This is a genomic window from Streptomyces lavendofoliae (assembly GCF_014649735.1).
Classification (GTDB): Bacteria; Actinomycetota; Actinomycetes; order Streptomycetales; family Streptomycetaceae; genus Streptomyces; species Streptomyces lavendofoliae.
In genome coordinates, this window is the sequence record NZ_BMTP01000016.1 from 66,001 (window position 1) to 92,340 (window position 26,340).

The window sequence follows — 26,340 nt, forward strand, 5'->3', positions numbered from 1 at the left end:
AGCCACCGGTCGGTGATCCCACAAGAGCGCCCCCCGGGGCGGAAAACCGGTTGCCCGGAGCTTGAATGATTATCGACGATGCCGGGTATGAGTGCACGTCTGCGCGAGATCGCGAAGCGGACCGAGGAGATCGTCGGCGCGGGCCGGTACATCGCCCCCGACGGCCGCCGGGTCACCATCGGCGCCGAGATCGCCGCCGCCCTGGCCGGGACCGCGATGTACGGCCCCGAGCCCGTCCCGGTGGCCCCGGACACCGACCGGACCACCCGCTTCCAGGTCACCGGCGAGTCCAGCCTGGAGGCCGCGCGCCGGCTCACCGACGCCGCGACGTCCCCCGTCGCCGTCCTGAACTTCGCCTCCGCCCGCAACCCCGGCGGCGGCTACCTCAACGGAGCCCAGGCGCAGGAGGAGGCCCTGTGCCGCGCCTCGGCGCTGTACGCGACACTGCTGCGCGTCCCGGAGTTCTACGCCCACCACCGCGCCGACCGCAGCCCCTTCTACACCGATCGCGTCATCCACTCGCCGGGCGTGCCGGTCTTCCGCGACGACCGCGGCGGGCTCCTCGACTCCCCTTTCCCCGTGGGATTTCTCACGTCTCCCGCGCCCAACGCCGGGGTGATCACAGCCCGTACGCCCGAGGACGCCGGACGCGTCCCGGAGGCGCTCGCCTCCCGGGCGGAACGGGTGCTGGAGACCGCCGCGGCGTGCGGCTACCGGCGGCTCGTCCTGGGTGCCTGGGGGTGCGGGGTGTTCCGCAACGACCCCCGGCAGGTGGCGGGTGCCTTCCGGGCGCGGCTCACCGGCGGGGGCCGGTTCGCCGGGCACTTCGACGAGGTCGTCTTCGCCGTCCTGGACCGGACGCGCGGCGCCACGACGCTGGGCGCGTTCCGCGACGCGTTCGCGGCCGTCACGGCGGTGTGACCGGGGCGGTCGGAGCCGCCCGGACGGGTCCGCCGTCACGGGCGGGCGGCCTGTCCGCCCCTTCGCGGCCGGCGCCGGTGTACCGCGGCTGCGCCGGCCGCCTCGCCGGTCATGAGCGCCGGCGGCAGCGCATGCCGACACCGCCGGCGCCCGGTGGCACGTGCCGGCCGGGCGGTGCGGGTCCGTGCGGCACCCCTTTCGCGGCAACCGCCGGACGTCGGTGGGGGCCGGTCTGGAAAGATGCCGAGGGCGATGACCCAGACACCTCCCCGGCCCGCCGCCGGGTCCCCGGCCCCCCGCCCGGTCCCGACCAGCACGGACGTGGCGCGGCTGGCCGGTGTCTCCCGGGCCACCGTCTCGTACGTGCTCAACAACACCTCGGCCGTACGGATCAGCGAGCCGACCCGCCGCCGGGTGCGGGAGGCCGCCGAGGAGCTGGGCTACGTACCGCACGCCGCCGCGCGCAGCCTGCGGGCGGGCCGGACCCGGATCGTGCTCCTGCCCACCGCCCACGTCCCCGTCGGCCCGTTGTACGGCCACTTCCTCAACGAGCTCCAGTGGGCGCTGCGCCGCCTCGACTACACGGTGGTCCAGTACGCCAGCATGGGCCTCGACGGCGACGAGGCGGCGCGCGCGTGGGCGGAACTGCGCCCCGTGGCCGTCGTGTCCTTCGGCGCGGTGGAGCTCACCCCGCAGGGCGTGGACGTGCTCAAGAGGTCGGGCGCCCAGGCCGTGATCACCCTGGGGCCGCAGCCTGTGGAGGGGGCTCACAGCCTGCCGGTGGACCAGCGCCGGGTGGGCCGCTGCGCGGGCGTCCACCTGGTGGAACGCGGCTACCGGCGCATCGGCGTGGTGTTGCCCGAGGAGCCCGGCCCGGAGCTGTTCTCCGGCCCCCGCCTGGAGGGCGTGCGCCACGCGGTGGCCGGCACCGGCGCCGACGTCGTGCCCCTGCCGCTGGCCCGTACGGAGGAGGCGGCGGGCGCGCTCGCCGCCCGGTGGCCGGGCCTGGGGCTGGACGCGGTGTTCGCGTACGACGACGAGTACGCCGTGCTCCTGCTGCGCGCCCTGCTCGACGCCGGGGCGTCCGTACCGGGCGACACGGCCGTCATGGGCGCCGGCGACCTGCTGCTCGGCAGGCTGATGCGGCCCCGCCTGAGCACCGTGCGGATCGACATGGAGGCCGGTCAGCACCTCGCCGAACTGGTCGACCGCGTGGTCGCCGACCCGGACCGCACGCCGGAGAACCGTGACCTGATGGCCGCCCGGGCGATCCACCGCGAGTCCACCTGACGACGTGCGGGGCCGGACGACGTGCGGGGCGGGCCGAACGTCTCTAGCGTCGGCCGCATGAGCACACATCCGCAGCGCTTCGAGATCCTGCTGGTGCCCGAGCACGTGGCGGGCCGCGACCCGGCGCACCTGGCGGAGGACGCCGTCCGCGCGGCCGCCATCCGCTCGGCGGTCGTCGAGGCCACGGGCGAGACGGGCGTCTCGGGCTACCCCCGTTACGCCGGTGAGGGGATGGTGGCCGACATCGACCCCGAGACCCGCACCGTGGAGGCGCTGCTCGTGGACGGCGCGGAGCTGGACTACGGGCTCTCGGCGCGCATCCGCTGAGGGGCCGGGCCGACCGGTGCCCCGGCAGGGCGGTCCGGCGCCCGCGTACGGCGACAGGCGCGCCCTCGGCAGGCGGCCATGCGCGGGCGGCCGTGGGACAGGCGGCCGTTGACAGGTGGCGGGCCACGGGCGGAGACTCGGGCGCGAGGCCGGACTGAAGTTTACTTCACCTGGCGAACAGTCGAGTGACCTGTGGGAGAGCCCCCGATGAGCATCCGCGACGTCTACATCGTCGACGCCGTCCGCACGCCGATCGGCAGGTTCGGCGGGGCTCTCTCCTCCGTACGCCCGGACGACCTGGCCGCTCACGTCGTCAAGGCGCTCATGGACCGCACGCCCGCGCTCGACCCCGCCCGGCTCGACGACGTCTACTTCGGCGACGCCAACGGGGCCGGCGAGGACAACCGCGACGTCGCCCGCATGGCCGTCCTGCTCGCCGGCCTGCCCGTCTCCGTCCCCGGAGTCACCGTCAACCGCCTGTGCGGGTCGGGGCTCGAAGCCGTCATCCAGGCGGCGCGCGCCATCGCCCTCGGGGACGCCTCGGTCGTCCTTGCGGGGGGAGTGGAGTCGATGTCGCGGGCGCCCTGGGTGCTGCAGAAGCCCGAGCGGGCCTTCCCGGCCGGCCACCAGGAGCTCCACTCGACCACGCTCGGCTGGCGCATGACCAACCCGAGGATGCCCGCCGAGTGGACCGTCCCGCTCGGCGAGGGTGCCGAGCTGATCGCCGACAAGCACGCGATCACCCGCGAGCAGCAGGACGCCTTCGCGCTGGCCAGCCACCGGAAGGCCGCCTCCGCCTGGGAGGCGGGGCTCTACGACGGCGAGGTCGTCCCGTACGAGGGAGTGGACCTGGGCCGGGACGAGTGCGTCCGCGACAACACGTCCATGGAGGCGCTGGCCAAGCTGAAGCCGTCCTTCCGCACCGATGGGACCGGCACCGTGACGGCGGGCAACGCCTCACCGCTCAACGACGGCGCCGCCGCGCTGCTGCTGGTGGACGAGGAGGGCCTCAGGGCCTGCGGGCGGGAGCCCCTCGCCCGTGTCCGCGCCTCGGCCGTCACCGGCATCGAGCCGCAGCTGTTCGGACTGGGGCCGGTGGAGGCCGTGCAGCGGGCCCTCGCCAAGGGGGGCCGCACCTTCGCCGACCTCACCACGTTCGAACTGAACGAGGCGTTCGCCGCCCAGTCGCTGGGCTGCCTCGCCGAGTGGCCCGAGCTGGACCCCGCCGTGGTCAACCCGCGCGGCGGCGCCATCGCCCTCGGCCACCCGCTGGGCGCCTCGGGCGCCCGCCTCGCCGGTTCCGTCGCCCATCAGCTGGCCGCGGCCGGCTCGGGCACCGGCCTCGCGGCGCTCTGCATCGGCGTGGGCCAGGGCCTGGCGCTGGTCCTGGAGCGCTGACCCGGCCAGCGGCTTTGCGACGGTCCCGCGGCGCTCGTCAGGCCTGGGTCTTGCCCTTCTCGATGGACGCGCGCACCTCGTCCATGTCCAGCTTCCGGGCCTGCCCGATGAGGTCCTCCAGGGCCGCCTCGGGCAGCGCCCCGGGCTGGGCGAACACCGCGACGCCGTCCCGGATGATCATCAGCGTGGGGATCGAGCGGATCTCGAACGCCGCCGCCAGCTCGGTCTGCGCCTCCGTGTCGACCTTCGCGAACACCAGGTCGGGGTGGCGTTCGGACGCGCCCTCGAAGACCGGGGCGAACTGGCGGCACGGCCCGCACCAGGCAGCCCAGAAGTCGATCAGGATGAAGTCGTTCTCCGTCACCACCTGATCGAAGTTGTCCTTGGTGAGCTCAAGAGTGCTCATGCTGCCTACCTCTTCCCGGTGTGTGGGGGATCGCCCCGGACAACCGCGCCCGGCGCCGCGCTATTCCGACTGCCCATGTGGCCAGGGCGCACACGTACCACCAGACTGACCCCATGACCGAAACGGTGGAGTACGACGTCGTGGTGGTGGGCGCGGGGCCCGTGGGCGAGAACGTGGCCGACCGGGCCGCCGCGGCGGGGCTGAGCGTGGCGGTGGTGGAGAGCGAACTCGTGGGCGGCGAGTGCTCCTACTGGGCCTGCATGCCCAGCAAGGCACTGCTGCGCCCGGCGATCGCGCGCGCGGACGCCCGCAAGGTCCCCGGCCTGCGCGGAGCCGTCCAGGGTCCGCTGGACGCCGGCGCGGTGCTCGCCCACCGGGACGCGTACGTGTCGCACTGGAAGGACGACGGCCAGGTCGACTGGCTGGACTCGATCGGCGCCCGCCTCCACCGGGGCCACGGCAGGCTGGACGGCGACAGGCGCGTCACGGTCGAGGGCCCCGGCGGCGAGCGGCAGGTCCTCACCGCCCGGCACGCCGTCGCCCTGTGCACCGGCAGTCGCGCCGTCCTGCCGGACCTCCCGGGCCTCGCCGACGCCCGGCCCTGGACCAGCCGCGAGGCGACCGGAGCCAAGGAGGTGCCGGACCGGCTCGTCGTGGTGGGCGGGGGAGTGGTCGGCACCGAGATGGCGACCGCCTGGCAGGCGCTCGGCTCCCGCGTCACCGTGCTCGTACGCGGCCGGGGCCTCCTGCCGCGCATGGAGCCCTTCGTCGGCGAGCACATCGCGGACGCGCTGACCGAGGCGGGCGCCGACGTCCGCACCGGCGTCTCCGTCACCGCCGTCGAGCGCCCCCACCCCACCGGACCCGTCACCGTGGTCCTGGACGACGGCGAGCGCGTCGAGGCCGACGAGGTGCTGTTCGCCACCGGCCGCGCCCCGCGCACGGACGACCTCGGACTGGACACCGTCGGCCTGGAACCGGGCTCCTGGCTGTCCGTCGACGACACCTGCCTGGTCGAGGGCAGCGACTGGCTGTACGCGGTGGGCGACGTCAACCACCGGGCCCTCCTCACCCACCAGGGCAAGTACCAGGCCCGGATCGCCGGCGCCGCCATCGGCGTCCGCGCCGACGGGGCAGCCCCGCCGGACACCGGCGCCTGGGGCGCGCACGCCGCGACCGCCGACCACGCCGCCGTCCCCCAGGTCGTCTTCAGCGACCCCGAGGCCGCGTCCGTCGGCCTCACCCTCGCCGAGGCGGAGGCCGCCGGCCACCGGGTCCGGGCTGTCGACCAGGACCTCGCCGCGGTGGCCGGCGCCGGACTGTACGCGGACGGCTACCGGGGCCGCGCCCGGATGGTCGTCGACCTCGAACGCGAGATCCTCCTCGGCGTCACCCTCGTCGGCCCCGCGGTCGGGGAACTGCTCCACTCGGCCACCATCGCCGTCACCGCCGAGGTGCCGATCGCCCGGCTGTGGCACGCGGTCCCGGCGTACCCCACCATCAGCGAGGTGTGGCTCCGGCTGCTGGAGGGCTACCGCGGCTGACCTTCCGTCAGTCCCCCTGCCGTTCCCGGCGCTCGCCGACCCGGTCCCGTGCGTACCGGGTCAGCGAGGTCGCCGCGGCCCCGGCGGGCGGCGCGACGGGAAAGGCCCGCCCCGCGTGCCGGATCTCCGGACCGGCGTCCTCCCGGCCGCGCCTGCGCTTCGGGCATCACCACGTCACCACACCGGCACGTGGGGCACGCCGGCGCGTCAGCACTTCACGGACGCCTGCGAGGCGGCGATGGCCCGGTCCAGCGCCTCCAGCTGCGGCCTGATCCGCTTCCCCGCCTGGGCGCCCGTCGCACCGCCCGGCAGGTCGTCGATCGCTCGGACGACCCGGTCGTAGGCGTCCGACACCGCCCGCGTACGGGCCGCGCGCACCCCCCGCGCGCTGCGCGTCACCAGGTCCAGGTCGTGGGCCACGTCCTCGCGCAGGTCCCGCAGCTCGTCCCGGCCCCTGGAGCGCGGCCCGAGGCCGGCCAGCTTGCCCGTGTCCATCCGCAGGGCCCCGAGGTCCTCGCACAGCGCGTCCTTCGCGGCTCTCGCGCGTTCCCGGCCCGACGGGGCCTCGGCGGCGCATCCGGCCAGGGAGACCGGGAGCACCGCCACGACGATGACCAGTGCCACGCGCGGCGGACGGCGCCGCCGGCGTATCGGAGAGGTGAGGTCGCCCATGGTCCCATGCAATGCCGGGCGGGGCCGGAGTGCCCGTGGATGGTGCCGAACGGGTGAACCACCGGCCGCCGGCCACGGTCAGACGGCGTGCAGGCCGGGCGCGGCCGTACTGGTGGAGAAGGACGCGGCCGTGCTCAGCGTGCCGCCCGGCTTGAGGACGGTGGAGACGGTCTTGAACGCGATGTCCGCGCTCGTCTGACCGAGCTGGACGACGGTGTAGCCCCGGCGTCCGTCGTAGAACTTCAGGTGCGGGTTGGCCTGGGTGAGGCTGATCCAGTTGCCGGGCTTCTGGGCGCCGTCCCGGCCGCTGGTGAGGGACGTCGTGGCGATCTCCGTGCCGACGGTCCGGGAGGCGGGGTTGCCGAAGTCCGCCTTCAGGTCGAATCCGTAACCGACGTGGGCGTCCCCCGAGAGCACCATCAGGTTGTCCAGACCGGCGGCGGTGGCACCGTCCAGGAGGCGTTTGCGGGAGGCGGGGTAGCCGTCCCAGGCGTCCATGGACAGCTTGTAGTCCGCGGAGGTGGTGCTCCGCCGCTCGGCGAAGGTGACCTGCTGCGGTACGACGTTCCACACCGCGTCCGACGTCTTCCAGCCGTCGAGCAGCCAGCGCTCCTGCTCGGCGCCGGTCATGGTGCGCGAGGGGTCCTGGGACTCGGCGCTCGGCGCCTGCCAGCCGTCGCCGTTGGCCTGGTTGGAGCGGTACTGGCGGGTGTCGAGGACGTCGAACTGCGCCAGGTGCCCGAAGTGCAGCCGCCGGTACAGCCGCATGTCGGCCCCCACCGGCTGCTGCGGCGGACGCAGCGGCAGGTTCTCCCAGTACGCCCGGTACGCGGCGGCGCGACGCAGCAGGAACTCCTCGGGCGGTACGCCGTTCTCCGGGACGGCCCCCGCGTAGTTGTTCTCCGTCTCGTGGTCGTCCCACGTCACCACGAACGGGTGCGCGGCGTGGGCGGCCTGCAGGTCCGGGTCGTTCTTGTAGAGCGCGTACCGCAGCCGGTAGTCCTGCAGTGTGACGGTCTCGGTGTTGAAGTGCGCCGGCAGCCGGCGGTCGGTGTAGCCGCGGTGCCCGCCGGCCTCGTCGACCCCGTACTCGTAGATGTAGTCGCCCAGGTGCACCACCATGTCCACGTCCTCGGACGCGAGGTGCCTGTACGCCGTGTAGTAGCCGTCGAAGTAGGCGGCACAGGCGACGGCGGCGAAGGTCAGGGAGGACACCCAGAAGGCGTCGCGGGCCGGGGCGGTACGGGCCCGGCCCACCGGACTGATCCAGGTCCCCACGCGGAAGCGGTAGTAATAGAACCGGTCCTGGTCGAGTCCGGGCACCTCCACATGGACGCTGTGGGCGTACTCCGGGTGGGCGGTGGCGGTCCCGCTCTTGATGACGGCGAAGAACCGCTCGTCGAACGCCACCTCCCACTGCACCTCGACCCGCTGCGCGGGCAGCCCGCCGTCCGGTTCGTACGGGCTGGGCGCCAGCCGCGTCCACAGCAGGACGGAGTCCGGCAGGGGGTCACCCGAGGCGATGCCCAGGGTGAAGGGGTTCGTGGCGATCTTCCGCGCGTCCAGCACGGCAGGGCTCGCCGCACCGGCGGCGGGGAGGTGCGTGGTGAACGCCAGGGCGGCCGCGGCACCGGCCACGGTGAGGAACTGGCGACGCCCCATACGCCGGGCGGCGGCACGGAGCTCGGGCATGTGAGTTTCCATATGGCACGTCATATGCCCGCTTTGATGAGGTTGTTGCCCCGGCATACGGGTGGTGTGACGGAGTGGTGCCCGAGCCTGACAAACCTTCACCCGCCGTGCCCCCGCCCGGATAGGTTGGGCGGCATGAGCAACCTTGATCGTCAGGCCACGCCCGCCGTGTGCGGTGGCCGGGGTTTCGTCGTCGCGGAGCCGGTGCGGGAGCTCCTCAGCCCCCGCCGCGTCCAGCTCGGTGAATCCACGGAGGTGCGCCGCCTGTTGCCCAACCTCGGCCGCCGGATGGTCGGCGCCTGGGCCTTCGTCGACCACTACGGCCCCGACGACATCGCCGACGAACCCGGCATGCAGGTGCCGCCGCACCCGCACATGGGCCTGCAGACCGTCAGCTGGCTGCACGAGGGCGAGGTCCTGCACCGCGACAGCACGGGCAGCCTGCGGACGGTACGCCCCCGCGAACTGGGCCTGATGACCTCCGGCCGGGCCATCTCCCACTCGGAGGAGAGCCCCCGCCCGCACGCCCGCCTCCTGCACGGCGCCCAGCTGTGGGTGGCCCTGCCCGGCGCACACCGCCACGTCGAGCCCCACTTCCAGCACCACGCCGGCCTCCCGCGGGTGACCGCCCCCGGCCTGACGGCCACCGTGATCCTCGGCGAGCTCGACGGCGCGCTCTCGCCCGGCACCACCTACAGCCCCCTGGTCGGCGCCGACCTGGCGCTGACCCGTGGCGCGGAAACGAATCTGCCGCTCGACCCGGACTTCGAGTACGCGGTCCTCTCCATGTCCGGCGAGGCCCACGTCGACGGCGTCCCGGTCCTGCCGGGCTCCATGCTCTACCTCGGCTGCGGCCGTACGTCCCTCCCCCTGCGCGCCGAATCCGACGCGGGCCTGATGCTGCTGGGCGGCGAGCCCTTCGAGGAGGAGATCGTCATGTGGTGGAACTTCGTGGGCCGCTCCCACGAAGAGATCGAGCGGGCCCGCGCCGACTGGACGACGGGCACCCGCTTCGGCGAGGTCAAGGGCTACGACGGCGCCCGCCTCCCGGCCCCCGAGCTCCCACCCGTGGCGCTGAAGCCGCGAGGAAGGGTGCGCTGACCCGCACAACCATGCTGCGACCAGGCGCCTCGGCGGGGGAGCGACCTGGCCCGGGGCGACGTGAAGCGGGATTACGGACCCGATCCCTTTCGGGCCCCCGACCAACAGTGCCTGGCATCCAAGATGCGGTCGTGTGCGCGCGGCTTCGGGTGGACCCACTGCCGAACCGATACCAACTTTGCTGGGCCCGGTGAGCCCTGTGAGCCGGAGAACCGCGTTCTCGCGGGCACGTCACAGCCGGGAGCCTCTCGACCGGGCGTCTCGTTCGATCGCCTCGCTCCTGTGACCCGAGCAGGGTCGGTGTGAGCATCGGCCTCATGCTCCGTGCGCGTGGGATACACGGCACGTTGCGCCTCCGCCGGGCTTTTGCGCGACCGGACACCACAACTGCACGCATGTCAGTGCGCCCGTTCCCAGCGTCGGGCGTGGGAAGGGCCCGGGCCGCGGCCGGGCCGACGGCGCTCAGACCGGTCACCGGCGGTGTGCCGCGGGGAAGGGACCGTCGTCGCAAAGCTTCCTCTGAATGGGAGAGGATGCGGAGGAAGGGGGAGCCCACATGCGTAGTGAGATCACACCGCCACAAGTGTGGAATTCGATGGCGTCGCGGCCACCGTATTCCGTAGCGAAGGAGAAAAGCACGGTCGCCCGTTACGGCGGAGCGTTGCTGCTGTCTCTGGGGACGCTTTTGGCGGTGGGGATCATCGCTTGTCCGGCGCTGGTGGTGGGAAGCGTCACCCAGGAGCCTCTCGCGGCTGTCGGACATCCGGCGCTCGCGCTGATCACCCTGCCGTTCCTGGCGGTTGGGGGAGCGCTGCTGGCCTGTGTGGCGTCTGTCGTGCTGGTCCTGCCGACCATCGGGCTTGCGGGATGCATCGGGCGCTGCGTCGGCGGCCGTGACGCGTGGTGGTGGACGCCGCCCACGGCCATCGCCATGAGTTCCGTCCCAGTACTGGGAATCGCCACCTTGGTGGGTGGCGACACCTTCACCGTCATGCGGGTCTGGCTGGCCACGTCTGCGCTGATCACCGTTGTCTCCCTCATCGCACGCCCCGTCGCCGTCCGCGGGACGACACTGAGCCTGGGGCGGGCGGTCGGCCGATTGGCGGGATGGAGCACTGCTGCCGTGACCGTGGCGGTGCTGGCCGGCGCGGTGATCCTGGTGAGCGCTGGGCCGTACCGCGCGCCCGAGCTGACGCGTGCCGAACTGGTCGGGAGCTGGTCGGATGGAGACGGGGGCCGGCTCGTGCTACGCGCCGACGGGACGGCGACGACGGACGGCCTGGTCTCCCATGATGCGAATGGCCGCACCACGCAGTGCAGCAGTCGAGGCGTCTGGAGTATCGCCGAGGAGCAGCAGTCGTCGGGCCGGCGCGTGAGCGTCTCGATCACCGAGTGCACTCTGGGCACGGAATGGGAGATCGGAGGAGAACAGGACCGGCCGACGCTGTACCGGTTCATCGGCGACCCCGACTCCTACGAGATCTACGCCTTGCGGCGAACGGCAGGCGGCTGACTCCAGCGACGTACGACGGGGAGTCCACGTGACGCATGCGGGCCGTCCGGGACGATCAGTCGGACTCCTGGACGGTGGCGCGGAAGTCGACCGGCGCGCGTCCCGGCGCAGCCGCTCGGTGCTTCAGCGAGCGTGCCGCCCGGCGTCCGGGGGCCAGTCGCCTCCGGGCCTTGGCCACCCGCTGGTCCTCGCGTCTCGTACGGTTGGCCAATGCACATGGACGCGCTTGCACACCACGCCGGCTCCGGTGTCGGCTTCGCCCTCCTCCAGGCGCTGGAAGCGGGGCAGCGGCGCCTCGGTGATCACGCCACCGAGGTTCTCCTGCACTTCCACGAGCAGTTCGGCACCGATGTCACCCTCCACCACGAGATGCGGCTGGAACCGGCCGCGCAGGGCGGCGACATGGGAATCACGGTCCGGCTCCACCACCTGTTCGCCGCTGAGGGCGACCCGGCCGACGGCGGATCCGGGGAGGCCGAGTGGAACGAGTTCGGCATGGAGGCATGCCTTACGGTGCACGCGTCGGGCCAGACCGTCGGCACCCGCGTATGGGCGCATCTGGACGGCGCGGTGGGCCTCCTCGGTCCGGGGCTGCACGAGTTGCGAGCAACCAGCAGGGAGGAATCGGTTCTGCAGGATGCGCTGGACGCCCTGCGCGAAGAGATCGACGCACTGACCGCCGTGCGGAACCCCTACTCGGCGCTCACCACGCCCGCGGCGCCGTCAATCGGCCCAACACGGCGGTGGGCTTCGCAGCGGTAGGGGGAACGGAAGCGTTCCCCTGAGCGTCGGGCGGAGAGAACCGTGTGCACAGTCCGCGTCAGCGCACGACTTGTTCTCCCGACGCCCACCACCGGGGTCACCACGGCGACGATGAACCGGCCCACTCGGCGACCCGGTGGCCGCCTGTCGCGGCGTGGTCTCGCCGGCAGGCAGTCACGCCGTCGGTGTTCATCCGCCGGACGTCTGCCCCCGGCCCGGCACTTGGGGCGTCCTTGCCGCCTCCGCCTCGGCCTTCGCGTCGCTGACGACGGCGGCGGCCTGCTTCGCGACCTCATCGGCAGCGGAGGCGGCGTCGAGCGAGAGCGACGAGTGTGCCTCAAGCGCCGGAGCCCCGCCTTCGTCCGACGCGTCGTCGGCATCGGTCGTGGTCGCTTCCTCCGGTCGCGCGGATGCGGGAAGACCCATCGTCGACTGGTCACCGAATGCGTGGGTGACGGCGCGAACCGCCTCGGTCAGCTCTCCCGGGATCACCCAGAACGTGTTGTTGTCGCTCTTCGCCAGGTGCGGGAGCGTCTCGAGGTACTTGTAGGCCAGGATCTTCGGGTCGGCGTTGTTGCGATGAACGGCCTGGAAGACGCGCTCCACCGCCTTGGCCTCGCCGTCCGCCCGCAAGATCATGGCCTGCTGCGTGCCCTGTGCTTCCAGGATGTCCTTCTGCTTCGTGCCTTCCGCGGTGAGGATCTTGGCCTGTCGCTCCCCTTCGGCGTGCAGGATGGCCGCGCGCTTGTCCCGCTCGGCCCGCATCTGCTTCTCCATCGCCTCCTTGATGGTGTGCGGCGGATCGATCGCCTTGATCTCGACACGGTTGACCCGGATGCCCCACTTGCCGGTGGCATCGTCGAGGACGGTGCGCAGCCTGGCGTTGATCTCCTCACGTGAGGTGAGCGTCTCCTCCAGATCCATGGAGCCGATAACGTTCCGCAGTGTGGTGACGGTGAGCTGATCGATCGCCTGCAGATAGTCAGCGACCTCGTAGGCCGCCGCCCGCGGGTCGGTGATCTGGTAGTAGAGCACCGTGTCGATGTTCACCACGAGGTTGTCCTCGGTGATCACCGGCTTGGGGTCGGAGGAGTACACCTGTTCACGTACGTCGAGTTTGGTGTTGACGCGGTCCGCCACCGGCACGACGAAATTCAGGCCGGGTTGCAACGTCCGGCGATACCGGCCGAACCGCTCGATGTTGTAGCGGCGCGCCTGCGGAACGATCCGCACCGTGGAGGCCACGAGGAAGACGACGACAATCGCCGCCACGAGGATGGGGATGACGATCGGCTCCACAATTCCTCCCTGGCTCTGTGAGCTCTGTGGTCAGCCGTTCACGGAAGGAGGTCGCGGGGATAGACGACGGCTGTAGCGCCTTCGATCTCCATGACGTCCACCAGTGCGCCCACCGGAATCGCGAGGCTTTCGTCGAGAGCGCGTGCGGACCATTCCTCACCACTGATCTTGACCAGGCCGCGGCTCGCCGTGACCTCCTGCGTGACCACGGCCCGCTTGCCGATCAGCGCATCACTGCCCTCCCGCACGAGGGGCGCCCGGGTCATCTGCCGCAGCGCGGCGGGACGGACGACGAGGAGACCCGCGGCGGCTGCTGCTCCGAGCGCGACGAGCTGGCCGAGAAGGCCGATGCCCACGCCTGCGACCACTGCGGCGACCAGTGCGGCGCCCGCCAGCAAAGCGAAGACCAGCGTCAGGGTGAAGAACTCCGCCACGCCCAGCGCCGCGGCCGCGAGCAACCATACGAACCACGGCATCGACTCAGCCTCCCTCAGGGGACTTATTCACCCCCTACCCACCTGGAACCATGACAGAACAGGAAAAATAGACACAGTCTTCGTATGAAGGTCCCCGCGCCCGTACCCGCCGGTCCGCCTGATTAGGGTGGCGCCGATGACCGACACGGTCAGCACGGGGCGTCCATCCGGGTTCCGGTCAGCGCTCGGCGGTGTCGGCTCGCTGGTAGATGTCCGGGATGCCGTCGTTGTCGTCGTCGCGGTTCTCCTCCTCGTACAGGCGCCGGTAGATGCCGTTGCGCCGCTTGACGAGGAGCGCCGCGAGGGTGGCGGCGATGAGGGAGCCGATCAGGACCGCGGCCTTGATGTGCTCGGACGCGGCCGGGTCGGGGAAGGCGAGTTCGCCGATGAGCAGGGCGACGGTGAATCCGATTCCGGCCAGTACGGCGAGTGCGAAGACGTCGGCCCAGGCCAGCTCGGGGTTCAGCCTGGCCTTGGTGAACCGGGCGGCCAGGTAGGTGCCGGCGAAGATGCCGAGGGTCTTGCCGATGACGAGGCCCAGCACGACGCCCAGCGGCTCCGGTCGGGCGAAGACTTGTCCCAGGGCTGCGCCCGAGACGCCGACGCCGGCGGCGAAGAGCGCGAACAGGGGCACCACGACGCCCGCGGAGACGGGGTGGAGCAGGTGGGAGGTGCGCTCGGCGGGGGAGGCGGTTTCGCCCTTGTCGCGGGTGGTTCGCAGGATCAGGCCGATGGCGACGCCGGCGACGGTGGCGTGGACGCCGCCGTTGTACATCAGTGCCCAGGTGACGACGCCGAGCGGGACGTACCACCACCAGCCGCGCACGCGGAAGCGCTGGAGGAGGTGGATGACGGCCAGTCCGGCGAAGGCTCCGCCGAGGGCGGCGAAGTTCAGGTCGCTGGTGAAGAAGACGGCGATGATCAGGATCGCGCCGAGGTCGTCGACGACGGCGAGAGTGAGCAGGAAGGCCCTCAGTGAGGCCGGCAGGTGGGTGCTGAGGACGGCGAGGACGGCGAGCGCGAAGGCGATGTCGGTGGCCATCGGCACGGCCCAGCCCTCGAGGCTTCCGCCGCCGGCGGTGACCGTGGCGGCGTAGACGGCGGCGGGCACGATCATGCCGCAGAGCGCGGCGACGACCGGGAGCGCGGCGGTGGCGGGGGTGCGGAGCTCGCCGACGACCAGTTCGCGCTTGAGCTCGATGCCGGCGACGAGGAAGAAGATGGCCAGCAGCCCGTCGGCGGTCCAGTGTTCGACCGAGAGGTCCAGGCCGAGGGCGGGTATGCCGAAGTGGAAGTCGCGTATCTGTTCGTAGGCCCCGCTCCACGGGGTGTTCGCCCACACGAGCGCCACGACGGCGGCGGCGAGGAGCACCAGCCCGCCGACGGTCTCCGTCCTCAGCGCCTGGACCACGGCGTTGCGCTCCGGTAGGGGGAGCAGGCCGAGGAAGAGGGAGCGCTCGCGAGGGGCGGCAGCCATGGATATGCCTCCAAGAGATCGGCTCGAGGGCATAAGAGCCCAAGGACGCCGACCAGACTTCCCGGCACACCGCGCGTCGTGATCAAGCCGCCCCCAGAGGGCTTTGACGCGTTGTGCCCACCCTAACCGCCTGCCGCGTGACCCGCCATACCCTGTTTCACCTGCGGAAACGTGGCACGCGGGCATGACGGGCGGGCCCGTCCACACCAAGGCGCGAGGTGTGTACGGGCCCGCTCAGGAGCCGGGCCGCGGGGGCGGTCAGACGGTGGTCTTCACCGACTCCTGGTCTTCGTCTTCCTCGGTGATCTCACCTGCGTTGCGGGCGCGGACGAACTCCAGGAAGGAGTTCAGCTCGCGCTTGACGACGGGGGCGAGGAGGTACAGGCCGATGATGTTGATGACGGCGAGCATGAAGAGCACCGCGTCGGCCATGTCGATCAGGGTCTGCAGCGTCAGCAGGGAACCTCCCACCGCGAACAGCGTGTAGAAGACCTTGAAGGTCAGCTCGCTTGCCTGGCTGCGGCCGAAGAGATGCGTCCATGCCTTCATGCAGTAGTAGCCCCAGGTCAGTACCGTGGAGATGGCGAACAGCATCACCGCGATGGTGAGGATGTACGGGAACCAGGGCAGCACCGTGGCGAAGGCGTCCGAGGTGATGGTGACACCGCCGATGGACTCGCCCTCGCGGGCCTCGCCCCAGCTGGCCGGGTTGGCGATGACGATGGTCAGCGCGGTCATCGTGCAGATGATGACAGTGTCGATGAACGGCTCCAGCAGGGCGACCAGGCCCTCGCTGGCGGGGTGCTTGGTCTTCACCGCCGAGTGCGCGATCGGGGCGGAGCCCAGGCCGGCCTCGTTGGAGAACGCGGCCCGCTTGAAGCCGATGATCAGCGCGCCGAGGACACCGCCGGCGACGCCCTGGGGGTTGAAGGCGCCTTCGATGATCGTGGCGATCGCGGCCGGGACGGCGCTGACATGGACCAGGATGACGACCAGACAGGCCGCGATGTAGATGCCGGCCATGGCCGGGACCAGCTTGCTGGTGACGTTGGCGATCGAGCGGATGCCGCCGAGCAGCACGATGCCGACGAGCGCGGCGATCAGGATGCCGAAGAACAGCGCGCCGGCCGACGAGCCCATCAGGCCGTCCTCGCCGCCCGTGACGGAGACGAGCTGGGCGTAGGACTGGTTGACCTGGAACAGGTTGCCGCCGAAGAGGCCGAAGAACAGGACGAAGAAGGAGGCGAGGACACCGAGGACCTTGCCGAGGGTCCTGCCGTTCTTGCCGAAGCGGTCGGCCAGCCCCTTGGGCAGGTAGTGCATCGGGCCGCCGGAGACCGTGCCGTCGGCGTGCACCTCGCGGTACTTCACTCCCAGGGTCACCTCGACGAACTTGGTGGCCATGCCGAGCAGACCGCACAGGATCATCCAGAAGGTGGCGCCGGGACCACCGATGGAGACGGCGACGGCCACACCGGCGATGTTGCCGAGGCCCACGGTGCCGGAGACGGCGGCGGTCAGCGCCTGGAAGTGGTTGACCTCACCGGCGGACCCCTTCTCGTCGTACTTCCCTCTCACCACGTCGACGGCGAGCTTGAACTTGCGGACCTGGACCAGCCCGAACCAGGCGGTGAAGACCAGACCGGCGACGACGAGCCAGGCGACGATGAGGGGCAGCTCCGTACCGCCCACGGGGACGGAGTAGAAGACGACGTCCACGAGCCAGGTCGCTATGGGCTCGAAGAATCCGCTGACGGCTTCGTCGACGGACGTGGTGATGGAGTCGAGTGACACGGTGGTTACCTCGATGGCGCAGGGACCGGCGCGCGGGAGGTTGCGCCGGGCGGATGTGCGGTCTTTGAGCGAACGCCGTTGTCCGATCGGCGACCCTGGGCTCGCGTACCGCGGACTCGGCACGTGATCACCCTGGTCGTGCTGCCGGTGCGTGCCGGCCGCTCCGCGGTGTGGCGAGGGGTGGTGCCACCTGTGGAGTTGCGCAGTTCTACCACGATCTTTACGTTCTTTTTAGTGATCCAAGTCACATAACCATGTGTAATCTTCGAAAGTGCCAGCGAGCGAGACCTGACCGTTATGCGGATGGCTTGATCCGTTCATCGGACGTCGGTCGGTCAGGCGCTGAGGCGAGGGCCCCGCCCCGCGAAGATTCGACCGCCCGGCTCTGGGCCGCTCTGGGGCGCCGCCGTAGGCGCTCACCCCCTCAAGGGCACGCGGAGGCTCTCTTTGCCGGTGACCGGAAACGTATCCGCCTTTTCGCTGCCGGGGCAGGGCAGTGAAATGGAGTCACGGTGACGGCCACTATGAGGCGTCCACCGGACACGCGGTGCTCTTGGCGCGTGAACGGCGGCAGACCCCGTACGCACGACGTCCCGGCGGACGTCGGCGGACGATCTCCAGCAGCCTGCCGAGGTGGCCGGAAAGCGAATGATCCACGTAGCCGCTTCGTCCTTTCCCTGTCATGACGTTCGGTGACCGACGGAGCGAGGTGTCACGCCGGCCCCGCCGCTCCGTGTCCCCCGCCTGGCCGAGCCGGGGACCGCCCGGACCGCTCAGAGATCCTGCTCCGGCCAGTCCAGCAGGCGGGCGCCGACGACCGCGGTCTGGAGCGTGTAGCGGTCGACGGGGTTGCCGGGATCGGCGCCCGTCAGCCGGTGGATCCGCTCCAGCCGGTACGTCATCGCCCGCACGCTCAGCGACAGCTGCCGGGCCGCCTCGGCCGCCACGCAGCCGGTGTCGAAGTACGCCGTGAGGGTGTCGATCAGCGGTTGGGCGCCGCCGCGGGCCTGCTTCAGCGGGCCGAGCACCGTGCGCACCAGGTCGGCCATGGCCTGCCGGTCGCGGGTGAGCACCGGGTACACGAGGAGGTCGGCGGCGCGCAGCACCGGGTCCTCCAGGTTCATGCGCTCCGCCAGGTCCAGGGCGTTGAGCGCCTCCTCGTACGAATGGACGACCCCGCCGACTCCCGGATGGGCCCGGCCGATGGCCACCCGGCCGCCGTCGGTCGCGGCGTGCGCCTGCTTGGCGAAGAAGCCGAGGACGTCGGCCTGGTCGCCCGGCGCGATGCAGATGAGCCGGCCGTTCTTCGTGGTCAGCAGGAGGCGGCGGTCCCCGAAACGCGCCGCGAGGGACGATTCCACGCTACGGGTGACGGAATAGCCGTCGTCGTACGGCTCCGGCCCCTGCGCCACCGCGACCGCGTGGGCGTGCGACAACAACAGGCCGAAGCGCTCGGCCCGCTCGGCGAGGCGGCCCACGTCACTGCGCCCGTGGAGCAGGTCGTCGATGAACTCGCGCCGGGCCGCCTCCTGCTGGCGGATCGCGAGCCGCTGCGCCCGCTCATGACCCTCGGCGAAGGCGTCCACCGCCTGCTCCACCGCCGGCAGCAGGTGGTCGGCGGCGGCGCCGCGCAGGTCCGCCCGTACGTCCTGGGCGGCGGCGAGGTGCGCACGCACCATCAGGCGGAGCCCGATGCCGGCCTCCGCGGCCCGTTCGCCCTGCCCGCGCAGCGCTTCCAGCTCGTCCCGGTTCAACCGCCGGCCGGTGGCGCAGACCCCGGCCAGTATCCGGGCGTACCCCTCCAGATACTGCTCGACTCCGCCCTGCTCGGCCATGTCCCCTCCTGATCTCCTACGCGCCGCCGACGCGTCCCCGACGCGTGGGCGTCAAGGGTGACACGCGTCCGCCGGGGGGCCACCACCGGCATCAAGGGCGCATGAAGATTGCCGGTTGACGGCAATGCGCACCGGCGTGCAGTCCTGTCAGCATGGCCGCACCGGGGCCGGTGCACCAGACCGATGCCGTAACCCGGAAATCACCGTGCCGCGCCAGGCGACGCAAGGGGGAGCATCGTGGACGAGTTCCGGCAGGCCGCCACCACGTTCCCCACGGTCCTGTTCACCGCGGCTCTCGTGGTGGTCGCCGGTTTCTGGCTGCTGGTGCTGGTGGGCGCGGCCGACACGGACAGCTTCGACGCGGACGTGGACGCCGGCGCGCTGGGCCTGGGCGGCGTGCCCGTGGCGGTGTCGGCCTCGCTGCTGATCGTCCTGTCCTGGTTCTCCGGCCTGACCGGATCCGTGCTCCTCGCCCGTGCGGGATGGCCGACCGCCCTGGTCCACCTGCTCGGCGCCGCTCTGCTGTGCGCCTCGCTCCTCGGCTCGTGGCGTCTGACGCGGGCGCTCGTACGCCCCTTGGCCAAGCTCTTCCCCGACGAACCCGGGCCGTCCCTGCACGACTTCGTCGGGTCCACCTGCACCATCCGCACCGGGCGGGTGGACGCGGACTTCGGCCAGGCCGAGGTCGCCGCGCGGGACGGCTCCACCGCCGTCGTCCAGGTCCGTCAGAACGACGGCAGTCCGCTGGCGCTCGGCAGCACCGGCCTGCTGTACGCGTACGACGACACCGGCGCGTTCTTCTGGGTCACGCCCTTCGACAAGGCGCTGGACCCCAGCGGCTGACCCGCCGTCCCTCCCGCTTCAGCTCCCACCCTTCGATCCGGGGATTCCTCATGGATGCCATCTCCTTGGGCATCGGCGTGCTCGTCGCCGTCGTCCTGCTCATCGCCATCGCCATGCTGTTCGTGATCAGCCGGCTGTTCCGCAAAGTGGAGCAGGGCAAAGCGCTGATCGTGTCGAAGATGCGGAAGGTCGACGTCACCTTCACCGGACAGGTCGTCCTCCCCGTCCTGCACAAGGCCGAGGTCGTGGACATCTCGGTGAAGACCATCGACATCTCCCGCACCGGCCGGGACGGTCTCATTTGCCGCGACAACATCCGCGCTGACATCCGCATCTCGTTCTTCGTCCGGGTGAACAAGACCGTCGAGGACGTCATCAAGGTCGCTCAGGCCATCGGCACGGCCCGCGCCAGCGACCAGGCCACGCTGCAGGAGCTGTTCAACGCCAAGTTCTCCGAGGCGCTGAAGACGGTCGGCAAGCAGCTGGACTTCACCGACCTCTACACCAAGCGCGACGAGTTCCGGGACCGGATCATCCAGGTCATCGGCACCGATCTGAATGGCTACAGCCTGGAGGACGCGGCGATCGACTACCTGGAGCAGACGCCGCTCGCCCAGCTGGACGCCTCCAACATCCTCGACGCCCAGGGCATCCGGAAGATCACCGAGCTGACGGCCGTCGAGCACGTGCGCACCAACGAGTTCCAGCGCACGGAGGAGAAGGAGATCACCCGGCAGAACGTCGACGCCCGCGAGGCGATCCTGGAGCTGGAGCGCCGCCAGGCCGACGCCGAGATCAAGCAGAAGCGGGAGATCGACACCGTACGGGCACGGGAGGAGGCCGAGACCGCCCGCGTGGTCGAGGAGGAGCGGCTGCGCGCGCAGAGCGCCTTCCTCAAGACCGAGGAACAGCTGGGCATCCAGCGCGAGAACCAGGCCCGCGAGGTGGCCGTCGCGCAGAAGAACCGCGAGCGGGTCATCGCCGTCGAGAACGAGCGCATCGAGAAGGACCGCCTGCTCGAAGTCATCGCCCGCGACCGGGAAACCGCACTGACCCGCATCTCCGCCGAGAAGGAGGTCGAGGCCGAGCGCCGCGAGATCGCCGAGGTGATCCGTGAGCGGGTCGCGGTGGACCGCACGGTCGCCGAGCAGGAGGAGTCCATCAAGAAGCTCCGCGCCGTCGAGGAGGCCGAGCGCAAGCGGCAGGCCGTCGTCATCGCCGCCGAGGCCGAGGCCCAGGAGCAGCTCGTCAAGGACATCAAGGCCGCCGAGGCCGCCGAGCAGGCCGCGATCCACCGGGCGGCCGAGGAGCTGACGCTGGCCGAAGCCCGTCACAAGGCCGCCGACATGGACGCCCGCGCGAAGGTCCGCCTCGCCGAGGGCATCCAGGCCGAGGCCGCGGCCGAGGGCCTGGCCGCCGTCCAGGTACGGGAGAAGGAAGCCGACGCCATCGAGAAGACCGGCCGCGCCGAGGCGGAGGCGGCCGAGGCCCGTCTGCGCGCCGAAGCCGCGGGCACCCGTGAGAAGGCTCTCGCCGAGGCCACCGCCATCGGAGAGAAGCTCAAGGCCGAGGCGGCGGGCCTCACGGAGAAGGCCGCCGCGATGGCCGCGCTGGACGAGGCGTCCCGTACACACGAGGAGTACCGGCTGCGGCTGGAGGCGGAGAAGGACATCCGCCTGGCCGGGCTGGACGTCCAGCGCCAGGTCGCCGAGGCGCAGGCCGCGGTGCTGGCCACCGGGCTGGAGAACGCCGACATCAACATCGTCGGGGGCGAGTCGGCCTTCTTCGACCGGATCGTCGGGGCCATCTCCCTCGGCAAGGGCGTCGACGGGTTCATGGACAGCTCGCAGACCGCCCGGGCGCTGGCCGGGCCGTGGCTGGACGGCTCCGCCTCCTTCACCGAGGACCTCACGAAGGTGCTCGGGTCGGTGTCCACCGCCGACGTACAGAATCTGACCGTGTCCGCCCTGCTGATGAAGCTCATGCCCGACGGGTCCGGCCGGCGGGACGAGCTGATCGGCAAGGCGCGGCAGCTGGGTCTGGCCGACATGCCGGTGGCCGAGCTCGCGGGCCTGGACGGCGCCGCCACCAAGAGCTGACCGGTCAAGGTCCCGAAGACCTCCGGAGCTGCCGCGCGGGGGGCGGCAGCTCCGGACCCCTTTCACCACGCACACGAGGGAGCGGGAGAGCATGAACACGACGGGGATGGACGCCGGTACGTACGAGGTGCTGCGCGACCGCCTCGACGCGCGGGCCGCCGAACTGGCCCGCCGCGCCGAAGCCCTGAACACCGCCCGCGTCGCCGCCTTCGGCGCCACCGGGCTCGCCCTCACCGCCACCGGCCACCTCCGCACGGAACGGGACCTCGTGGTCCGCGATGTCGTCGCGGTCGGCGACGTGCTGCTCGCCGGGTACGAGGCACCGTCGCCCGAGGACGTCTTCGCGCTCCACGACCGCGACCTGAACCGTCTCCCGGACGACGCGGTGCCCGGCCTGCTCGACGACCCCGCCTTCGTCACCGAGTTCGCCGCGCTCCACCGCTACTACCGGGGCGCGCGACTGCTGCGGCTGCGGCACGTGGACGGCAAGCTGCTGGCCATCTTCCGGACGGGCGCCCAGGCCGAGGACATCCGTGTCCTGCGCTGGTTCCTCGCCCCGTCCGGCGAGGTGCGGTTCCTCGACGCCCGCGGCGAGCGCGACCACGTCCTCCCCGCGCCGTACGACTTCACGTGGACCGAGGCCACCCGGGACGACCACGTCCTCGGACGGCACCCGCACATCGCCCTCGCCGGCGGCACGGTCTTCGTCTCCACGGTCGGCGGCACGCTCACCGTGAGGACCGAGAACGACACCGAGACCGGCGAGGGCATCCATAGCGAGCCGGTCGACGAGCCCCTGCAGTCGCTGGCGGACGCGGAGGTGGCGTACGCGGTCGTCGGCGTGCTGGTCCTGCTGCGCGTCCGCCCCTACAAGGAGGAGACCTGGCGCCACCTGGTCTTCCACACGCTCACCAGGTCCGTGGTCCGGCTGGACGGCATCGGGCAGTCGTGCCGCCGCCTGCCCGACGACCAGGGCATCGTCTTCCCCGGCGGCTACTGCCCGGCCACCGGCACGGTGAAGACCTTCGACACGGACACCTCCGGCATGGAGTTCGAACGGGCCGTCCGCTCGCCCAACGGCGAGGACGTGCTGTACGCGTTCCGTTCCGGCGCGGACGGCCGCACCCTGCTGCTGCCGTACAACCTCATCCGCAAGGAGATCGCCACCCCGATCGCGTGCCGTGGTCACGCGCTCCTCGACGACGGCACGCTCGCCGCACTGCGCGCCGAGTCCGGCGAGCCCGCGCGCGTCCACCCGGTGCAGCTGTGGCGGACACCGTACGTGTCCGGGGCCGTCCCCGAGGGCGACGGGCCGCTCGCCCGCCTCGGCAACGCCGACCTGGTCCACGGCATCGCCGACTGCCTGGCCATCGCCCGGCAGGTCACCGAGACCACCGGCACCGGCGAGATGTACGCCGCGCTCGTCGCCGCCTGCACCCGGACGGCCGACCGCTTCCCCTGGCTGGGCGACGTGGAGACGGGCGACCTGCTTGCACCCCTGGAGGAGGTGCGGGCGACAGCGGAGCAGGTGCTGCGCGAGTTCGAGACCGTGACCGCGCTCAGCTCACAGGCCGCCGAGGCCCTCACCCGCGCCGGGGAGGACCTCCAGCGGCTGGTGCGGCGGGTCCGCGGTGAGGCACCGGCCACGGCCGAGGAGTGGATCGAGCGCATCACCGAACTGCGCCGTGCGCAGGGCCGCCTGGTGACGCTCAAGGAGATGCGGTACGCGGACACCGCGGCTGTCGACGCGCTCGCCGAGGACGCCGGGGCACACATCACCTCGACCGCTCAGCGGGCGGTCGCCTTCCTCCGGCGCGACGACGCCTTCACCGCCGAGCAGGCGGAGGTGGAGCGGCTCACCACCGACGCCGGCGCGATCACCACGACTGCCGAAGCGGCCGCGGTCACCGAGCGGCTCGACGCGCAGGTCCACCGCCTCCAGACCCTCACCGAGGTGGTCGCCGGCCTGGACATCGGCGACGCGACCGTCCGCACGGCCATCCTGGAGCGGATCGCCGAGGTGCTGGGCGGCCTCAACCGCGTCCGCGCTCTCCTCTCCGCCCGGCGCCGTGAACTCCTCGACCAGGAGGGACGGGCGGCGTTCGCGGCCGAGTTCGCCCTCCTCGCCCAGTCCGTCACCGGTGCCCTGGCCGCGGCCGACACCCCGGAGGCATGTGACGCGCAGCTTGCCCGGCTGCTGCTCCAGCTGGACGACCTGGAGTCACGCTTCGCCGACCACGACGGCTTCCTCACGGAGATCGCCGACGAGCGCGCCGAGGTCCACGACGCCTTCGCGGGCCGCAAGCAGGCCCTCCAGGACGCCCGCGCCCGGCGCGCCGAACGCCTCGCGGGCTCGGCCTCCCGCGTCCTGGAGACGATCGCCCGCCGCGCGGCCGGCCTGGCCGGCCCCGACGAGGTCAACACCTACTTCGCCTCCGACCCGATGGTCGAGAAGGTCCGCCGCACCGCCGCCGAACTGCGTGAGCTCGGCGACCAGGTGCGGGCCGAGGAGTTGGAAGGCCGGCTGGGGGCCGCCCGCCAGGAAGCCGGGCGGGCGCTGCGGGACCGTACCGAGCTGTACGCGGACGGCGGCGACACCATCCGGCTGGGCAGCCACCGCTTCGCCGTCAACACCCGGCCGCCGGAGCTCACGCTCGTACCGCACACGGAGGGCGGCCTGGCCTTCGCGCTGACCGGCACCGACTACCGCCGTCCGGTCACCGACCCCGGCTTCGCGGACACCCGCCCCTACTGGGAGCAGGTCCTGCCGTCCGAGAACGCCGACGTCTACCGCGCCGAACACCTCGCCGCGCGGCTGCTGTCCGAGCACGGTGCCGAGGCACTGGCGGCAGCCGACCTGCCCGACCTGGCCAGGCGGGCCGCCGAGGCCGCCTACGACGAGGGTTACGAGCGGGGCGTCCACGACCACGACGCGGCCGCCATCCTGGCCGTACTGCTTCCGCTGTACGAGCGGGCCGGGCTGTTGCGGTACCCGGCCGCCGACAGGGCCGCCGCCCAGCTCTTCCGGGCCCATGGGACGACCGCTGCCGCCCGGGAGGCGTGGACGCGTGAGGCCGTTTCGCTGGTCCGGGCCCGGGAGACCTTCGGCACGGCACCCGCCCTGGACGCGCTGCGTGGTGAACTGGCCGACGCCGGAACACTGACCGGTCCCGCGGCCGAGTACCTCGTCGAGGAGCTGGCGGCCGGTGGATCCTTCACGACCGGCGCCTCCGCCCGCACCCTGCTGGAGAAGTTCCACCGATCGGTGGGCTCCTCGCCGTACGCCGACGACGTACGCACCCTCCTCGCCGACGAGGACGCGGCGACCGCGCGACGGTTGGTGGAGGGCTGGCTCTTCTCGTACGCGGCCTCAAGCGGCGAGGACGTGGATGCGGGCGACCTCGCCGAAGCGGTGGCGATCGAGGTGTGCCCGGAACTCCCGCGCCATGACGTGGACTGCGCGCCGACCGCCCGCGTGGAGGGCCTGCTCGGCACGCACCCCAGGATCGACCGGGGCGTTCTCCTCCTCCGCCTCGACGAATTCCTGGCCAGGACAGGGGACTTCGCCCACCGGGTCGTACCGGGTTTCCGCGCATACCAGCAGCGCAGGAACGCGCTGGTGACCGACGAGCGCCGACGGCTGCGCCTCGACGAGTACCGGCCGCGCGTCATGTCCTCGTTCGTGCGGGGCCGGCTCGTCGACGAGGTGTACCTGCCGCTGATCGGCGACAACCTCGCCCAGCAGATCGGCACCACGGGTGACGGCAAACGAGCCGACACCAGCGGGCTGCTGCTGCTCCTCTCGCCGCCCGGGTACGGCAAGACGACACTCATGGAGTACCTCGCCGACCGCCTCGGGCTCCTGCTGGTCAAGGTCGACGGGCCCGCCCTCGGACATGACGTGACCTCCCTCGACCCGGCCGAGGCGAACGCCGCCGCCCGCCGGGAGCTCGAGAAGATCCACTTCGCGCTGGCGGCCGGCAACAACGTCCTGCTGTACCTGGACGACATCCAGCACACCTCGCCCGAACTGCTCCAGAAGTTCGTCCCGCTGTGCGACGCCACCCGCACCCTCGATGGCCACGACCTGCGCGGCAAGCGCTTCGCCGTCTGCATGGCCGGCAACCCCTACACCGAGTCCGGACAGCGCTTCCGCGTCCCCGACATGCTCGCCAACCGCGCCGACGTCTGGAACCTCGGTGACGTACTGACCGGCAAGGAGAACGCCTTCGCCCTGAGCTTCATCGAGAACGCGCTGACCTCCCACCCGCTCCTCGCCCCGCTCGCCGGCCGCGAGCGCGCCGACCTGGAGCTGCTGCTGGACATGGCCGCCGGGGACCCCACCGCCCGCCCCGACCGGCTCGCCCACCCCTACGCACCCGCAGAGCTGGAACCGATCCTGGCCGTGCTGCGCCACCTGCTCACGGCCCGCGAAACGGTCCTCGCGGTCAACGCCGCCTACATCGCCTCCGCGGGCCAGGCCGACACCGGCCGTACGGAGCCGCCCTTCCAGCTCCAGGGCTCGTACCGCAACATGAACAAGATCGCCGCACGGGTCTCCCCGGCCATGAACGACACCGAGCTGGCCGCCGTGATCGACGACCATTACGCGGCCGAGGCCCAGACCCTCACCACCGGCGCCGAAGCCAACCTCCTCAAGCTCGCCGCCCTGCGCGGCACCCTCACCGACGAGCAGCGGGCGAGGTGGCAGGCCCTGACCTCCGCGTACGTCCGCTCCAGGGCGCTGGGCGGCGCGGGTGACGACGCCCTCGGCCGTGCGGTGGCCGCGCTCGGCCTGCTCGCCGACCGGATAGCGGCCGTCGAAACCGCGATCACGCGGGCCACGGACCCCCGACACGCAGCCTCCTGAGACGCGCCGCCGAGTCCGCTC

The 26,340-nt window shown here is 71.9% G+C and carries 19 protein-coding genes; 11 read left to right on the top strand and 8 right to left on the bottom strand.

Translation table 11 applies throughout. The features are described 5' to 3' along the window. Nucleotides 1-87 precede the first annotated feature (87 nt). The 4 genes from IE109_RS26500 to IE109_RS26515 all read left to right on the top strand — a co-directional run bounded on the left by IE109_RS26500 (nucleotide 88) and on the right by IE109_RS26515 (nucleotide 3,936). Entirely contained in the window at nucleotides 88-921 is an 834-nt protein-coding gene (locus IE109_RS26500; protein ID WP_189553867.1) for a TIGR02452 family protein, read from the top strand. 252 nt (nucleotides 922-1,173) lie between these two features. After that, entirely contained in the window at nucleotides 1,174-2,211 is a 1,038-nt protein-coding gene (locus IE109_RS26505; RefSeq protein WP_189553868.1) for a LacI family DNA-binding transcriptional regulator, read from the top strand. A gap of 57 nt (nucleotides 2,212-2,268) precedes the next feature. Continuing rightward, nucleotides 2,269-2,538: a hypothetical protein gene (locus tag IE109_RS26510; RefSeq protein ID WP_189553869.1), complete on the top strand. Its 270-nt coding sequence runs from the start codon at nucleotides 2,269-2,271 to the stop codon at nucleotides 2,536-2,538. Nucleotides 2,539-2,745: 207 nt separating this feature from the next. Beyond that, nucleotides 2,746-3,936 carry a thiolase family protein gene (locus IE109_RS26515; RefSeq protein WP_189553870.1) on the top strand — a complete coding sequence of 397 codons (1,191 nt, stop codon included), beginning with the start codon at nucleotides 2,746-2,748 and terminating at the stop codon, nucleotides 3,934-3,936. A 37-nt stretch (nucleotides 3,937-3,973) separates the two neighbouring features. Here IE109_RS26515 and trxA read toward each other — a convergent pair whose 3' ends face one another. After that, on the bottom strand, nucleotides 3,974-4,342 hold the full coding sequence (gene trxA, locus IE109_RS26520) for a thioredoxin (RefSeq protein ID WP_189553871.1): 369 nt from the start codon (nucleotides 4,340-4,342) through the stop codon (nucleotides 3,974-3,976). Between the two features lie 113 nt (nucleotides 4,343-4,455). Here trxA and IE109_RS26525 point away from each other — a divergent pair, with 113 nt between their 5' ends. Next, complete coding sequence (locus IE109_RS26525) at nucleotides 4,456-5,886, top strand: dihydrolipoyl dehydrogenase family protein (protein ID WP_189553872.1); 1,431 nt, start codon at nucleotides 4,456-4,458, stop codon at nucleotides 5,884-5,886. A gap of 207 nt (nucleotides 5,887-6,093) precedes the next feature. Here the strand turns inward: IE109_RS26525 and IE109_RS26530 are convergent, their stop codons facing one another. Together IE109_RS26530 and IE109_RS26535 are read right to left on the bottom strand one after the other, a co-directional pair. After that, complete coding sequence (locus IE109_RS26530; protein WP_189553873.1) at nucleotides 6,094-6,558, bottom strand: hypothetical protein; 465 nt, start codon at nucleotides 6,556-6,558, stop codon at nucleotides 6,094-6,096. A 78-nt stretch (nucleotides 6,559-6,636) separates the two neighbouring features. Next, complete coding sequence (locus IE109_RS26535; protein ID WP_189553874.1) at nucleotides 6,637-8,274, bottom strand: alkaline phosphatase D family protein; 1,638 nt, start codon at nucleotides 8,272-8,274, stop codon at nucleotides 6,637-6,639. Between the two features lie 111 nt (nucleotides 8,275-8,385). Between IE109_RS26535 and IE109_RS26540 the strand changes: the two genes are divergently transcribed. The 3 genes from IE109_RS26540 to IE109_RS26550 all read left to right on the top strand — a co-directional run bounded on the left by IE109_RS26540 (nucleotide 8,386) and on the right by IE109_RS26550 (nucleotide 11,626). Continuing rightward, the gene (locus tag IE109_RS26540) at nucleotides 8,386-9,351 is read left to right on the top strand and encodes a pirin family protein (protein WP_189553875.1); all 966 of its coding nucleotides are present in this window, start codon (nucleotides 8,386-8,388) and stop codon (nucleotides 9,349-9,351) included. Between the two features lie 556 nt (nucleotides 9,352-9,907). Further along, nucleotides 9,908-10,864, top strand: a complete 957-nt coding sequence (locus IE109_RS26545) for a hypothetical protein (protein WP_189553876.1) — start codon at nucleotides 9,908-9,910, stop codon at nucleotides 10,862-10,864. Between the two features lie 210 nt (nucleotides 10,865-11,074). Continuing rightward, the gene (locus IE109_RS26550; protein ID WP_189553877.1) at nucleotides 11,075-11,626 is read left to right on the top strand and encodes a hypothetical protein; all 552 of its coding nucleotides are present in this window, start codon (nucleotides 11,075-11,077) and stop codon (nucleotides 11,624-11,626) included. 189 nt (nucleotides 11,627-11,815) lie between these two features. Here IE109_RS26550 and IE109_RS26555 read toward each other — a convergent pair whose 3' ends face one another. The 5 genes from IE109_RS26555 to IE109_RS26575 form a co-directional block, all read right to left on the bottom strand. Next, nucleotides 11,816-12,925, bottom strand: coding sequence for an SPFH domain-containing protein (locus IE109_RS26555; protein ID WP_189553878.1), 1,110 nt, complete (start codon nucleotides 12,923-12,925; stop codon nucleotides 11,816-11,818). Nucleotides 12,926-12,963: 38 nt separating this feature from the next. Further along, complete coding sequence (locus tag IE109_RS26560; RefSeq protein WP_189553879.1) at nucleotides 12,964-13,401, bottom strand: NfeD family protein; 438 nt, start codon at nucleotides 13,399-13,401, stop codon at nucleotides 12,964-12,966. Nucleotides 13,402-13,579: 178 nt separating this feature from the next. After that, a complete protein-coding gene (gene nhaA / locus IE109_RS26565; RefSeq protein ID WP_189553880.1) occupies nucleotides 13,580-14,878 on the bottom strand; it encodes a Na+/H+ antiporter NhaA in 1,299 nt (432 codons plus the stop codon). A 258-nt stretch (nucleotides 14,879-15,136) separates the two neighbouring features. Beyond that, the gene (locus tag IE109_RS26570) at nucleotides 15,137-16,672 is read right to left on the bottom strand and encodes an alanine/glycine:cation symporter family protein (protein WP_189553881.1); all 1,536 of its coding nucleotides are present in this window, start codon (nucleotides 16,670-16,672) and stop codon (nucleotides 15,137-15,139) included. A gap of 773 nt (nucleotides 16,673-17,445) precedes the next feature. Beyond that, complete coding sequence (locus IE109_RS26575) at nucleotides 17,446-18,507, bottom strand: PucR family transcriptional regulator (protein ID WP_189553882.1); 1,062 nt, start codon at nucleotides 18,505-18,507, stop codon at nucleotides 17,446-17,448. A gap of 237 nt (nucleotides 18,508-18,744) precedes the next feature. Between IE109_RS26575 and IE109_RS26580 the strand changes: the two genes are divergently transcribed. The 3 genes from IE109_RS26580 to IE109_RS26590 all read left to right on the top strand — a co-directional run bounded on the left by IE109_RS26580 (nucleotide 18,745) and on the right by IE109_RS26590 (nucleotide 26,319). Beyond that, nucleotides 18,745-19,350, top strand: coding sequence for a hypothetical protein (locus IE109_RS26580; RefSeq protein WP_189553883.1), 606 nt, complete (start codon nucleotides 18,745-18,747; stop codon nucleotides 19,348-19,350). A gap of 50 nt (nucleotides 19,351-19,400) precedes the next feature. Then, nucleotides 19,401-21,449 carry an SPFH domain-containing protein gene (locus IE109_RS26585; RefSeq protein ID WP_189553884.1) on the top strand — a complete coding sequence of 683 codons (2,049 nt, stop codon included), beginning with the start codon at nucleotides 19,401-19,403 and terminating at the stop codon, nucleotides 21,447-21,449. Between the two features lie 91 nt (nucleotides 21,450-21,540). Further along, nucleotides 21,541-26,319: a DNA repair ATPase gene (locus IE109_RS26590; RefSeq protein WP_189553885.1), complete on the top strand. Its 4,779-nt coding sequence runs from the start codon at nucleotides 21,541-21,543 to the stop codon at nucleotides 26,317-26,319. Nucleotides 26,320-26,340 lie beyond the last annotated feature (21 nt).